The following is a 12,236-nucleotide window of genomic DNA, read 5'->3' on the forward strand; positions in this document are numbered from 1 at the left end:
AGGCGGAAAACATGATCAGTCAGGAAAGGACAGACGAGGAACTCATGACAGGATTTTTGGAAAAGATCGAGGCAGACAGGAAGATCGAAGCGGATGATTGGATGCCTGATGACTATCGGAACGCACTGATCAAGCTGATTTCCATGCACGGGATCAGTGAAATCATGGGGGCCCTGCCGGAAAAGGAATGGGTCCCGAAAGCACCTACCCTGCGCAGGAAGCTGGGCATCATGGCGAAGGTACAGGATGAGATGGGACACGGCCAGCTCCTTCTGCGAGTAGCCGAGGATTTGATGAAACCGTACGGGAAAACAAGGGAGGGGATCATGCGCGATCTCTTCTCCGGCGACCTGAAATTCCATAATGTCTTTCACATGGAAGCACCGACATGGGGGGATGCTGGGCTGATCGGATGGCTGGTGGACGGGGCCGCAATCATTACCCAGACCAATATGTTGAATGCCTCCTATGGGCCGTACGCAAGGGCGCTCAAGCGGATTTGTGCAGAGGAAGTTTTCCATGCGCAGCACGGCGAGGCCATTATCATGGCCCTTGCAGAGGGTACACCGAATCAGCGTGCGATGGTACAGGATGCCGTCGACCGCTGGTGGGATTCACTGCTCATGTTCTTCGGTCCCGGTGATGTCAAGACGACGGGGTCGTCCAAGCAGGACATCACGATTAAGTACAAGATCAGGACGAAGACAAATGAACAGCTCAGGCAGGATTTCTTCACTAAATATGTCCCGAGGATCCTGTCGCTCGGTCTTACGTTACCGGACCCGTCGATGGCGTTCGATGAAGCGACGGGGGAATGGACATACAGGCAGCCTGACTGGCAGGAGTTCAAACAGATCATCAAAAACAACGGTCCAAAGTCAAGGGAGCGCCTGCGCCTCAGGGAGTTATCCTATGAAAACAATGCCTGGGTCCGGGAAGCACTGAGCTGAAGGGAGTGAGAAGATGTCAGGGGATAAGCAGTTTTATCAGGAATTCGAAGTCTTCAGCAAGCGTGCGGATGGAGGGGTCATGCAGCATCAATTCAGCCTTCTCGCTCCGAACCACGAGCTTGCCATGATCATGGCACAAGAGAATTTCATGAGGCGCGAACCGGTCGCAGATATCTGGGTGGTCAAACGCTCCGATGTGCGCATGATGACCCCCGATGAAAGGGGAACGCTGCAGCGGCTCGATAATAAGGATTACCGCAATGCGAAAGGCTACGGTTACCTGAAGAAAAAGTGGCGCCAATACGAGCAGGAGATGCTCGATGAAAAAGAAATCATGTCCTGGGGAGAGTTGGTGAAGAAGAAATGAATCAGTACGAGTTGAACACGATCCCGGATGAAGGATATAAGCAGGCGCTCTCCTCTCTCCTCTACCAGCTGGCAGATGATGATTTCATCCTTGCCTACAGAGGGTCCGAATGGCTGGGGTTGGCTCCGCACATTGAGGAGGATGTGGCTTTCTCCTCGATCAATCAGGATACGATGGGGCATGCTTCCATGATCTACGAGCTGTTGGCAAGCCTCGGTGAAGGAACCGAAGACGAGCTTGCCCATGGGCGTCCTCCGGAAGAGCGAAGGAATGCCATCATCCTTGAGGAAGTGAATGGGCCGGGTGATTACCTGATCGAGCCCCGCTACGATTGGGCATTTGCTGTCGTGAGACATTATTTCTACACGGTGGCGAAGAAGGTTCGCATCGATTCCCTCAAGCAGTCAAGTTATGGCCCGCTTGCGGAGGCTGCCGTCAAGATCAATACGGAGCTGTACTATCACCTTCTTCACTGGCAGACGTGGTTCACACAGCTTATGAATGCAGGGGGGGAGGCGAAACAACGGATGGAAGACGCCGTCTCGCGGGTATGCGACGACTTTCTGGGGGTCCTGGCCCTCGGACCGGATGGGGAGAGCATGGCCAGATACGGACTTATTGAAGAGGAAGCTATTCTCGCATCCCGATGGACCGAAGCACTGAAGAAGCCATTCGATTTTACGGGAGTCCAGCATCCACCGGTCATCCGGAGCTTAAGGGGAGATGGGCGTAAAGGTGAACATACCAGTGATCTGACTGATGCCCTTCATACGCTCAGTGAAGTGTACAGACTGGAGGCATCCGCCACCTGGTGAAGGAGGGAAGGCATGGAACAGACGGTCATGAAGATACTTGAAACGGTCAAGGACCCGGAAATCGACTCCATCTCCATTGTCGATCTCGGAATGGTCCATTCAATCGAGATGAAGGGAGGGCGATGCACCATCAAGCTCTTACCCACCTTTGCCGGATGTCCGGCTCTGGATATCATCAAAGGAAATGTCAAAAAGGCGTGCATGGCGCAACCGGGGATAGAAGAAGTGGAAGTGCGCTTCGTCTATACACCGCCTTGGACCTCGGACCGGCTGACGCCAAATGGAAGGGAGAAGCTGAAGGAATTCGGCATCGCCCCGCCTCCCGAGAAGTTTACGAGTCTTGAAGAGTGGGAGATCCATTGTCCATATTGTGATTCTCATTACACGTCAATGGAAAATCTATTCGGACCGACAGCGTGCAGGAGCATCCTGTACTGCAAGGAGTGCCGGAACCCATTTGAAGCGATGAAGCCGATTTCCACAACCATGTAAAAAAGAAAAGGAGAGATGGATATGGTCAAGTTGATTGCACTATATAAACACCCGGAGGATAAGGAAGCGTTTGATGAGCACTATTTTAATACCCACGGACCGATCACAGCAAAGATCCCTGGTCTGAAGAAGATGGTGGTAACGAAGATCACGGGATCTCCCATGGGTGGAGAGGGCGACTATTATCTGATGTGCGAGATGTACTACGATAGCCATGAATCGATGAAAGCCGGTATGAAATCGCCTGATGGAAAGGCATCGGGTAAGGATCTCATGGGATTTGCAGGCGACCTGGTCACCCTTATGATCGGGGAAGAGACCGATGGGGCAGAGTGATGAATTCATCACGGTGAGGGTGGAGGATGCAATCGGGATCGTTGAGTTGAATCGTCCCGATGTGCTGAACGCCTTGAATCGCCAGATGGTCTCTGAAGTGGTCGGGGCGTTCGAGCGGCTCGATCGTGACGGAAGCGTGAAGGTCATCCTCCTGATGGGGAAGGGCCGCGCTTTCGCCGCGGGGGCCGATATCAAGGAAATGGCAGATGCCGGTCCCGTAGATTTTGAGCTTATGGATCCCTTCGCACCATGGGACCGGATGACCCTCATCAAAAAGCCCATTATCGGAGCTGTGCATGGATTTGCCCTCGGCGGAGGATTTGAGCTTGCCCTCAGCTGTGATCTGTTGTTTGCGGCCGAGGATGCCCGCTTCGGGTTCCCCGAGGTGAATCTCGGCGTCATGCCAGGTGCCGGGGGAACCCAGCGGCTCACGAAGCTACTCGGGAAGACCAGGGCAATGGAATGGCTGCTGTCAGGCGATACGTTCTCAGCCGAAGAGGCCTTGCAGTGGGGCATCGTCAACCGGACGATCCCGCAGTCTTTATTAATAGAAGAAACGAAGCGATTTGCCCGAAAGCTGGCCGACAAGCCTCCGCTTTCGCTGCGTCTGATAAAGGAATCGGTGCACACGGCGGTGGATGCCACGGTGTCGGAAGGGATGAAGCAAGAACGGAAGAACTTTTATCTGTTGTTTGCCTCTGAAGATCAAAAAGAAGGCATGAAGGCGTTTGTGGAGAAGCGGACAGCCGAATTCAAGGGGAGGTAAGCCATGTTTGAAACCATCCGTTATGAAGTGAAGGACTCAGCAGCCTGGATCATCCTGAATCGGCCGGACCGCCTCAATGCCTTCATTCTTCAGCTTAACCGGGAGATCCAAAAGGCGATCAAGGCGGCAGAACGGGATGATGGGGTGAGGGTAATCGTCATCACCGGGGAAGGCAGGGCTTTTTGTTCCGGTCAGGATCTCAGTGAGGTGGATGAGAGCATGGATCACGGTGACGTGCTCCGTCACCAATATGGCCCGATGGTGAAAGCGATGGAGGAATGTCCGAAGCCGATCATTGCCGCCGTCAACGGGGTCGCCGCCGGTGCCGGCTTCAGCCTCGCCCTCGCCTGCGACTTCCGCCTGGTCTCCGAGAAAGCAAGCTTCATCCAATCATTTATCCATGTCGGGCTCGTGCCGGATTCCGGCAATCTCTATTACTTAAGCAATCTGATAGGCTATGCAAAGGCGATGGAACTGGCTGTACTTGGTGAAAAGGTCAGTCCTCGGGAGGCAGAAGACCTCGGACTTGCCACCAAAGTGATCCCGCCTGAATTATGGGAAGAGGAGACTGCGAGATTCGTAGGACGGATCGCCTCCCTTCCGACAAAGGCGATCGGTTCAATGAAGCGGTTATTGAAGGATGCACCGAAGCGGACATTTGACGAGTATTTGGAAAAAGAAGCCTACGCCCAGCGGATGGCCGGCATGACCGCGGATCACCGTGAAGGTGTCGAAGCATTTATGGCAAAGAAGAAACCTGTGTTCCAAGGACGATAATCCAAAAGGAGATGAAGAGATGTCGACAGTGAAAGAGAAAACGTTTGACGTGTTGGAAATGAAGAGGGAGCATTATTCCTTGATCATCGGGGGCCAACGGACGGAAAGTGAATCCGGCGAAACCTTCACCACCTATAATCCGGCTACAGGGGAGCTACTTGCCACGGTGTCGCTTGCAGGCATCGAGGATGCAGAGAAAGCCGTACAGGCTGCCCGCAATGCCTTTGATTTCGGCAAATGGAAAAAGGCTCCTGTCAATAAACGTTCACGTACTCTTAATAAAATCGCAGGGATCATGCGGTCAAGATTCAATGAGCTGGTGGCGCTTGAAATCATGGACAGCGGAAAGGCCCTGTCGGCTGCACAGGGTCAGGTCATGCAGGCGATCGAGGACTTTGAGTTCTATGCAGGCGCCATCGTCGGTCACAGGGGCACGGTGAATCCGGTCCCGGGTCAATTCACCAATGTAGCAGAGAAGGAGCCGGTCGGAGTCTGCGCGCAGATCATTCCGTGGAATTATCCATTGATGATGGCCGCATGGAAGATTGCACCCGCCCTTGCCGCCGGATGCTCCGTGATCGTGAAGCCTGCGACCCTGACCCCTCTTACCGCCATCGTCCTGGGTGAGATCTGTATTGAAGCCGGCGTACCGGAAGGAGTCATCAACATCATTCCAGGCTCCGGTTCAACGGTGGGGAATTATTTGGTGGAGCACAAGAACGTGGATAAAGTTGCGTTCACAGGCTCGACGCCTGTAGGGAAGAACATCATGGAAAGGGCGTCACAGACATTGAAGCGCGTCACCCTGGAGCTCGGCGGGAAATCCCCGAATATCGTCTTCCCGGACGCCAACCTGGATGCAGCGGTCGACGGGTCTCTCTTCGGAATCTTCTATAATACCGGTCAATCCTGTGAAGCCCGGTCCAGACTGTATGTACATGAAGATATCTATGAAGCGTTCATGGAGAAATTCGTCGAGAAGACGAAAAAGCTCACCCTCGGTGATCCTCACGACAAAGGAACACATATCGGGGCCGTCATCGACCAGAAGCAGGTGGATACGATCCATGAGTATGTGACATCGGCGAAAGAAGATGGGGCAACGATCCTGACCGGAGGAAAACAAGCAAAGGTGGACGGCTTTGAAAAGGGAAGCTGGTATGAGCCGACGATCATCACCAATGTCAGCCATGACATGAAAGCCGTAAAAGAAGAAATCTTCGGACCAGTCGTGGTTGTGATGACGTTCAAGGATGAGAAAGAAGCGATCCGCATGGCTAATGACAGCGAATATGGTCTTGGATCTGCGATCTGGACGGAGAATCATGGTCGTGCAACACGGGTGGCCAAAGCGATCCAGGCCGGAATCGTCATGGTGAACTGCCCATTCTCGGCGTTTCCGGGCACCCCGTTCGGCGGATACAAGCAATCCGGGTTCGGTCGGGAGCTTTGCGTCGAGACGCTGGACCTGTATACCGAGACGAAGAGCATCATTTCCTATTTCGGCAATCGTCCACTGAATCCATTCGGTGTGTAATGAAACAGACAGGGGTTGTCCTTTCCGGAGGTCAACCCCTTATTTCAAGAGAGGAGAGGGTATCATGCGGAATCTCGTTGTAGTCGGTTCAGGGGTCATGGGTAGAGGGATTGCCTACGTAAGTGCAGTAGGTGGATATCGGACCACCCTTGTGGATATTAAGGAAGAACAGCTGCTCCATGCAGAAAGGGAGATTGCAGGATACCTGCAAAAAGGGATAGAGCGCCAAAAGCTTACGGCGGATCAATACGAAGAAGCAAGAGGGAACCTTCATTATTCTACCAATCTGTCGATTGCCGTATCGGATGCTGATTTTGTCATCGAGGCTGTACCCGAAGACCGGGAGCTGAAGCGCTCCGTATTCCAGGTGCTTGACGCCCATGCTCCTGAATCATGTTATTTTGCCACCAACACGTCCACGATGAGTCCGACGGAAATCGGTTCATACACGAAAAGGCCCCAAAAGGTCATCGCCATGCACTTCTTTAATCCCGTACATAAAATGCCCCTGATCGAAATCATCAAGGGCTTGGAGACGGATGAAGAAACGGTGGAGGCCGTCCGCGAAGTTGCAAGCTCCATGGGGAAAGAGACGGTCATCATCAATGAATTCCCCGGATTTGTTACAAGCAGGATCTCGGCTCTCGTGGGGAATGAAGCATTCTTCATGCTCCAAGAGGGGCTTGGGACACCGGAAGACATTGATAAAGCCATCAAACTTGGGTTGAACTATCCCATGGGACCGTTTGAGCTCGGAGATCTGGTCGGATTGGACACGCGCCTCAATAACTTGAAGTACCTCCATGAAAAACTCGGAGATAAATACCGTCCGGCCCCCCTGTTGGAGCAGTATGTGAAGGCGGGAAGACTGGGGCGTAAGACGGGAAGGGGCGTGTATGAGTACTCTGTGGAGAAAGAAAAGGAGAAGTCGACATGAGGGAAGTTGTGATCGTCGATGCCGTCAGAACACCGATCGGGAGATACAAAGGAAGCCTTAAAGGCGTAAGACCTGATGATCTCGGGGCAGCTGTCATCAAGGCCCTGATTGCGCGAAATCCCGATGTCCGCTCTGAATCCATTGAAGAAGTGGTATTTGGAAATGCAAACGGAGCCGGAGAGGACAACCGGAATGTAGCCAGGATGTCGGCCCTGTTGGCAGGGCTCCCCGTTGAAGTGGGGGGGACCACGATCAATCGCCTGTGCGGGTCCGGACTCGATGCGGTGAATTATGCGGCCCGTGCCATCCTGGCAGGTGAGGGAGAGATCTTCATCGCGGGAGGAACGGAGAGCATGACCCGTGCCCCCCTGGTCATGAAAAAGCCGGAAAGCGAATTTCCCCGAGGGAACATGGAGATGTTTGACACGACCATCGGGTGGCGGTTTGTGAACCCGAAGATGGAGGAAATGTACGGAACCGATTCCATGCCGGAAACAGCCGAGAACGTGGCGAAGAAATTCAATATCTCCCGTGAAGAACAGGATCGTTTTGCCCTGGTAAGCCAGATCAAGGCCAGAGAAGCGCAGCTACACGGACGCTTGGCGGATGAGATGGTGCCGATCGATGTGTTCCACAAACGGAACGAGACCATGCGCGTTACCCAAGATGAGCATCCGAGACCGGAAACCGATCTCGCAAAGCTTGCAGGATTAAAGCCGCTGTTCAAGGGCGGGACCGTCACGGCAGGCAATGCTTCAGGGGTGAACGATGGGGCTGCTGCCCTGCTCCTGATGAGCAGGGGCAAAGCGGAGGAGCTGGGATTGACGCCTCTCGCCCGGTATGTGACGTCTGCTGTCGCCGGCGTCGAACCGTCCGTCATGGGCATAGGACCCATCCATGCCACCAAAAAGGCATTGTCTAGGGCCAATCTCACCATGGAGCAAGTCGGACTGGTGGAGTTGAATGAAGCATTTGCCGCCCAGTCCCTCGCCTGTATCAGGGAGCTTGGACTCGACGAGGCGATCGTGAATGTCAATGGAGGTGCGATTGCATACGGACATCCCCTCGGGGCGAGCGGCGCGAGAATCCTGACGACACTCCTGCATGAGATGAAGAGACGGGATGTCCAATATGGCCTTGCCACCATGTGCATAGGGGTCGGGCAGGGAATCGCGACCGTGGTGGAAAGGCTGAACGGATAAAGGCACAGGTAAACCCGCGACCATCATGCCGCGGGTTCGATGTGTTGTTTTGTATAGGAGGCTTGATAGGCAGCCGTACCGACAAGGGAGGCCAGCAAGGCAAGTTCGAACAGGTTGGTCACGGCACCGCTGTCCACAGGAATGCTGACAGCACTGCCGATCGTCATGATCAGGGAACCGAAGAAGAACCAGATCCATCCCTGCACCTTCCAGATGGCAATCGATGCCGCAAGAAGGACGATGGCCACGATGAGGACCATGATAGGCGGGCCGGAAGAGGGATCGGCATTTCCGTACGACAGCACGCAGTACGACCATTCCGCTGTCACTTTCAGGCCGACGACCTCTGTAAGGAGTTCCACAGTGATCAGGCCGATGGTCAGGAGGAAGGCACAAGAGCGGAATGCCGTCGTCCGCGCTGGCCGGATTCCTCCCTGCTCAAGGGACTTCCAGGCAAACAGGACCAGGAGCGGTGTGAAGAAGGAATGCATGTAATACCTCACAAGGCTCAGCTCTTTCAGGAGCCATCCTTCCCCTATGTATTTTCCCGAGGCGATGATGCCGTTATCGTAAATGAGTCCAGCGATGACGGGAAGGAGGAACGCGATACTGAGAGCGTGCCGTTTCCTGAGAATCCGGATTGACATGACGAAGAGGACGATATAGGCGATGGTAAAGGCAGAGAATAAGAGAGTATCCATACAACAGTCCTTTCTGCTATTTTTCTTACCCCTTCCCTTAATGGACCTTGTTGAAACAGGTGATGTAAACGCTTCTTATTTCAGACAATTATGATATTATAATAGTTATACGTTAAGAACACGTCACGCGATAACGGTACATCATAGATCGGGCGTAAAAGGAGAGGCTTGCATGAATACAAGATCAATGATCTTCACCTTGTACGGGGATTATATCAGCCATTACGGGAATAAAATCTGGATCGGGAGCCTGATCCGGCTTCTGAATGAGTTCGGCCACAATGACCAGGCAGTGAGGGCGGCCATTTCGCGAATGAACAAGCAGGGCTGGGTCCAGGCAGAGAAACAAGGGAATAAAAGTTATTACACATTGACCGAGCGCGGTGTCGACCGGATGGAAGAAGCTGCGAACAGGATCTTCAAGCTCAAGCCTGAGGAGTGGGACGGGAAGTGGAGGATCTTCATGTACTCCATTCCGGAAGAAATCCGGAGTATTCGGGATGAACTCAGGAAAGAACTGGTTTGGAGCGGATTCGGCACGATGTCCGCCAGTACGTGGATTTCCCCCAATGACCTGGAGAAGCAGGTCCGGCAACTGATCCGGAAATACGAGATCGAAGAGTATGTCGACTTCTTCATTGCAGACCATAAAGGGCCGAGTGAAAGCAGAAGGCTCGTAGAAAAGAACTGGGATCTGGAAGAAATCAATGCCAAATATGAGGGCTTCATCGCGGAGTACAGCCGCATGTATATGATGGATAAAAGCAAGATTGCCAAGGGCCAAATGAGTGATGCGGAGTGTTTCGTAGGGCGGGCAAAGCTTGTCCATGAATACCGGAAGTTCTTATTCGTGGATCCGGGACTTCCTGATGAGCTGCTACCGGATAAATGGCTCGGAGGTCATGCCGCTACGCTATTCGGAGAGTATTATAAGGAGCTTGCTGAGCCCGCCTCCCGCTTCTTCGAGAGTGTATTCGAAGATGGGAACGAGCTCACCAATAAAGATACATCCTATGACGTGATGAACCATCCGCTCCTGATGGATTAGAATCTGTTTCTGGAAATCAACTTATATAGGCCGACCATGACCAATCCCGCGATAAGGGAAGACCACCAGCTGAAAGAAAAAGAAGGGCCAAGGTCTGGGAGGAAAAACAAGGCAAGGAAGAATGGTAAACTGATGGCTCCACCGCCCAATCCGCCGATTAGCGCCATCTTGCCGGCTGAATCTTTTTCTTGAAATAGTGAACGCTTGATGATGGAAAAGAACATCTTGATCTCTGTCAATATGGTGAGGAGTAAGATCACCGCCATAATGGCTGCCGAGCCGATGAATACATCATTTTCCACTTCTTTGAAGAAAGAGGCGATCAGTAGGCCTGCTCCGCGGATGGCCAGGAAAATACCGAACAGGTTCAAGGCCATCAGGGAAATGAACCCGGCTACGCTCCGTTTGCTCTCGGGAGGAAGCTGTTCGACAAGCTCGTCTGCATACGCTTTTGGATCAGCTCCGAAGATCATCGTAGCTGTCTTTCCTTCGTCCTGTCCTTCGAGGAGATGTTCGAGGATCTCCATGAGGATCTCTTCAGTTTGCTGATCAGACAGGGTGAGCTGGAGTCGGAGGTACAATAAGATATCGGAATAATATTTTTCGTTCTCTTCGGTCAGTTTTTCTCTCTTTTGGTTATTTAATTCGATCAGTTCTTTTGCTGCGATCAATGGTGTTACCCCCTTTTCAATAGTTGGTTGACCGGGACGGATAGATGCTCCCACTCTTGGGTGATCTCTACTAGCGCGGCTTTTCCGTCCTCAGTCAGTGAATAATATTTCCGGTTAGGACCCGACTCGGACGGCCGCATTTCGCCTGTGATCCATTTATTCTTCTGCAGGCGGAGAAGGACGGGATAGATCGTTCCTTCACTTACATCCTGCAGACCGGATGCCTGAAGTTTCCTGGACAATTCATAGCCATAAACGGGCTCCTTTTCAATGACGGCCAGGATGCATCCATCAAGAATCCCTTTTAGCAGTTGGCTTCGGATCGACATGACGATTCTCCTTTGGGTATATTGTAAAACAAGATACTGAGATAAAAGTTCAGCTACCTTGTTACGCAAAGTAGCTATGAATAGCATAAATGCTGGAAGGGGTTTTGTAAACCTCTTTTTTTAATCATGAATAGAGTGGAGGAGGAATCGCTATGAATAGACTCACAGAATGCCTCGGGATCCAGCACCCCATCATCCAGGGAGGCATGGGGAACATCAGCAATGCCCGCCTGGCTGCGGCCGTGTCGGAAGCGGGTGCCCTGGGGACGATCGGGACAGGGACCATGGATGTGAAGGAAGTGGGGGAGATCGTCCGGGATCTGAAGGTGCTCACGAACCGGCCATTCACCCTGAATATCCCGATTACGATGACGCCTGACCTGAAAGGCATGATCGGGATCGCCATCACGGAAGAGGTACCCGTGGTTTCCTTATCAGCAGGAAATCCGGCACCGCTCATTCCTGTCCTTCACGAGCACGGGATCAAAGTGGTATGCGTGGTGGCCTCCCGTAAGCAAGCAAGAAAAGCGGCGGATGCAGGGGCAGACGTCCTTGTGGCTGAAGGGTATGAAGCGGCGGGCATCAACTCCCATCTCGAGACCACGACCCTGGCCCTCATCCCGCAGCTTGTGGATGAAGTGGCTATTCCCGTCGTGGCAGCCGGGGGAATTGCGGACGGCCGCGGGCTTGTAGCCATGCTCGCCCTGGGCGCAAGCGGCGTCCAGATGGGAACCCGGTTCATCGCGACCAAAGAAGCACCCTTTCATGAGCGGTATAAAGAAACCCTTCTTGCCGCGAATGATCACGGGACGCTTATTGTGGGGCGGAGCGTGGGAAGGGTACGGCGCGTTCTAAGGGCGCCCTACGCTGAAAGAGTATTGGATCTGGAAAAGCAGGGGATGACTCTGGAACAGTACTCGGAACTGACCTCTGAGGACAACCATCGCAAGGGCGCCCTCGAAGGAAAACTCGACGAGGGTTTCATCAATGGTGGACAGGTGGCCGGTCTGATCGGGGATATACCGACCGTCAAAGAAGTGGTGGACGGGATGATGAACGACGCCTCAACGGTCCTGAGGGCTCTTTCAGGCACTATGAAGGTAGAATAAGAGTTAGAAAAGCAGTGGGTGAGGAAGACGCCCGTTGCTTTTTTCGTTTAAACCGCTAAAATCTTCTGGAAATCCTGAGCCAAAACAACTATACTGAGAGTAATTTTTAAATTTTCCGAATATTATTGACTATTTCGAGACGTCAGTGATACTATAACGTTGTATTAACGGTGCGTATCATTTTTATCACAGAAAGGAT

The 12,236-nt window shown here is 52.8% G+C and carries 15 protein-coding genes; 12 read left to right on the forward strand and 3 right to left on the reverse strand.

Annotation, left to right across the window (positions count from 1 at the left end):
* Nucleotides 1-11: 11 nt before the first annotated feature.
* The 10 genes from paaA (at nt 12) to ABJ225_RS17755 (ending at nt 8,179) form a co-directional block, all read left to right on the forward strand.
* Nucleotides 12-950, forward strand: coding sequence for a 1,2-phenylacetyl-CoA epoxidase subunit PaaA (paaA, locus tag ABJ225_RS17710; protein ID WP_347321236.1), 939 nt, complete (start codon nt 12-14; stop codon nt 948-950).
* 13 nt (nt 951-963) lie between these two features.
* Nucleotides 964-1,317, forward strand: a complete 354-nt coding sequence (paaB, locus tag ABJ225_RS17715; RefSeq protein WP_056532702.1) for a 1,2-phenylacetyl-CoA epoxidase subunit PaaB — start codon at nt 964-966, stop codon at nt 1,315-1,317.
* Entirely contained in the window at nt 1,314-2,132 is an 819-nt protein-coding gene (gene paaC / locus ABJ225_RS17720) for a 1,2-phenylacetyl-CoA epoxidase subunit PaaC (protein ID WP_347321237.1), read from the forward strand. The genes paaB and paaC overlap by 4 nt, the downstream gene beginning before the upstream one ends.
* A 12-nt stretch (nt 2,133-2,144) precedes the next feature.
* Nucleotides 2,145-2,624, forward strand: coding sequence for a 1,2-phenylacetyl-CoA epoxidase subunit PaaD (gene paaD, locus ABJ225_RS17725; protein WP_148985968.1), 480 nt, complete (start codon nt 2,145-2,147; stop codon nt 2,622-2,624).
* A gap of 21 nt (nt 2,625-2,645) precedes the next feature.
* Complete coding sequence (locus tag ABJ225_RS17730; RefSeq protein WP_347321238.1) at nt 2,646-2,960, forward strand: EthD family reductase; 315 nt, start codon at nt 2,646-2,648, stop codon at nt 2,958-2,960.
* Nucleotides 2,947-3,726 carry an enoyl-CoA hydratase/isomerase family protein gene (locus ABJ225_RS17735; protein WP_347321239.1) on the forward strand — a complete coding sequence of 260 codons (780 nt, stop codon included), beginning with the start codon at nt 2,947-2,949 and terminating at the stop codon, nt 3,724-3,726. Before ABJ225_RS17730 ends, ABJ225_RS17735 begins: the two co-directional genes overlap by 14 nt.
* Before the next feature lie 3 nt (nt 3,727-3,729).
* Complete coding sequence (locus ABJ225_RS17740) at nt 3,730-4,503, forward strand: enoyl-CoA hydratase-related protein (RefSeq protein WP_347321240.1); 774 nt, start codon at nt 3,730-3,732, stop codon at nt 4,501-4,503.
* A 19-nt stretch (nt 4,504-4,522) separates the two neighbouring features.
* Nucleotides 4,523-6,040 (forward strand): aldehyde dehydrogenase family protein, encoded by a 1,518-nt coding sequence (locus ABJ225_RS17745; RefSeq protein ID WP_347321241.1) that lies wholly within the window; start codon nt 4,523-4,525, stop codon nt 6,038-6,040.
* 61 nt (nt 6,041-6,101) lie between these two features.
* Nucleotides 6,102-6,977: a 3-hydroxyacyl-CoA dehydrogenase gene (locus tag ABJ225_RS17750; RefSeq protein WP_347321303.1), complete on the forward strand. Its 876-nt coding sequence runs from the start codon at nt 6,102-6,104 to the stop codon at nt 6,975-6,977.
* Entirely contained in the window at nt 6,974-8,179 is a 1,206-nt protein-coding gene (locus tag ABJ225_RS17755; RefSeq protein WP_347321242.1) for an acetyl-CoA C-acyltransferase, read from the forward strand. The genes ABJ225_RS17750 and ABJ225_RS17755 overlap by 4 nt, the downstream gene beginning before the upstream one ends.
* A gap of 23 nt (nt 8,180-8,202) precedes the next feature.
* On the opposite strand, the gene ABJ225_RS17760 is transcribed toward ABJ225_RS17755, so the two are convergent.
* A complete protein-coding gene (locus ABJ225_RS17760) occupies nt 8,203-8,880 on the reverse strand; it encodes a hypothetical protein (protein ID WP_347321243.1) in 678 nt (225 codons plus the stop codon).
* A 172-nt stretch (nt 8,881-9,052) separates the two neighbouring features.
* On the opposite strand from ABJ225_RS17760, the gene paaX reads away from it, so the two are divergent.
* Complete coding sequence (gene paaX, locus ABJ225_RS17765) at nt 9,053-9,928, forward strand: phenylacetic acid degradation operon negative regulatory protein PaaX (protein ID WP_056532732.1); 876 nt, start codon at nt 9,053-9,055, stop codon at nt 9,926-9,928.
* Here the strand turns inward: paaX and ABJ225_RS17770 are convergent.
* Both ABJ225_RS17770 and ABJ225_RS17775 read right to left on the reverse strand, forming a co-directional pair.
* Entirely contained in the window at nt 9,925-10,599 is a 675-nt protein-coding gene (locus ABJ225_RS17770; protein ID WP_347321244.1) for a DUF1129 family protein, read from the reverse strand. The two genes, paaX and ABJ225_RS17770, sit on opposite strands and share 4 nt — an antisense overlap.
* Before the next feature lie 5 nt (nt 10,600-10,604).
* Nucleotides 10,605-10,928, reverse strand: a complete 324-nt coding sequence (locus ABJ225_RS17775) for a PadR family transcriptional regulator (protein WP_056532739.1) — start codon at nt 10,926-10,928, stop codon at nt 10,605-10,607.
* 152 nt (nt 10,929-11,080) lie between these two features.
* Between ABJ225_RS17775 and ABJ225_RS17780 the strand changes: the two genes are divergently transcribed.
* Entirely contained in the window at nt 11,081-12,037 is a 957-nt protein-coding gene (locus ABJ225_RS17780) for an NAD(P)H-dependent flavin oxidoreductase (protein ID WP_347321245.1), read from the forward strand.
* The last annotated feature ends 199 nt before the right edge of the window (nt 12,038-12,236 follow it).

It is taken from the genome of Rossellomorea sp. RS05, assembly GCF_039822645.1.
Taxonomy (GTDB): domain Bacteria; phylum Bacillota; class Bacilli; order Bacillales; family Bacillaceae_B; genus Rossellomorea; species Rossellomorea marisflavi_B.

Bases quoted from the DNA above. Each gene is read 5' to 3' on its own strand.
- ABJ225_RS17740 (WP_347321240.1), top strand. From the start codon at position 3,730: ATGTTTGAAACCATCCGTTATGAAGTGAAGGACTCAGCAGCCTGGATC.
- ABJ225_RS17730 (WP_347321238.1), top strand. From the start codon at position 2,646: ATGGTCAAGTTGATTGCACTATATAAACACCCGGAGGATAAGGAAGCG.
- ABJ225_RS17775 (WP_056532739.1), bottom strand. From the start codon at position 10,928: ATGTCGATCCGAAGCCAACTGCTAAAAGGGATTCTTGATGGATGCATC.
- paaC (WP_347321237.1), top strand. From the start codon at position 1,314: ATGAATCAGTACGAGTTGAACACGATCCCGGATGAAGGATATAAGCAG.
- paaB (WP_056532702.1), top strand. From the start codon at position 964: ATGTCAGGGGATAAGCAGTTTTATCAGGAATTCGAAGTCTTCAGCAAG.
- ABJ225_RS17735 (WP_347321239.1), top strand. From the start codon at position 2,947: ATGGGGCAGAGTGATGAATTCATCACGGTGAGGGTGGAGGATGCAATC.
- paaX (WP_056532732.1), top strand. From the start codon at position 9,053: ATGAATACAAGATCAATGATCTTCACCTTGTACGGGGATTATATCAGC.
- ABJ225_RS17755 (WP_347321242.1), top strand. From the start codon at position 6,974: ATGAGGGAAGTTGTGATCGTCGATGCCGTCAGAACACCGATCGGGAGA.
- paaD (WP_148985968.1), top strand. From the start codon at position 2,145: ATGGAACAGACGGTCATGAAGATACTTGAAACGGTCAAGGACCCGGAA.
- ABJ225_RS17780 (WP_347321245.1), top strand. From the start codon at position 11,081: ATGAATAGACTCACAGAATGCCTCGGGATCCAGCACCCCATCATCCAG.
- paaA (WP_347321236.1), top strand. From the start codon at position 12: ATGATCAGTCAGGAAAGGACAGACGAGGAACTCATGACAGGATTTTTG.
- ABJ225_RS17760 (WP_347321243.1), bottom strand. From the start codon at position 8,880: ATGGATACTCTCTTATTCTCTGCCTTTACCATCGCCTATATCGTCCTC.
- ABJ225_RS17745 (WP_347321241.1), top strand. From the start codon at position 4,523: ATGTCGACAGTGAAAGAGAAAACGTTTGACGTGTTGGAAATGAAGAGG.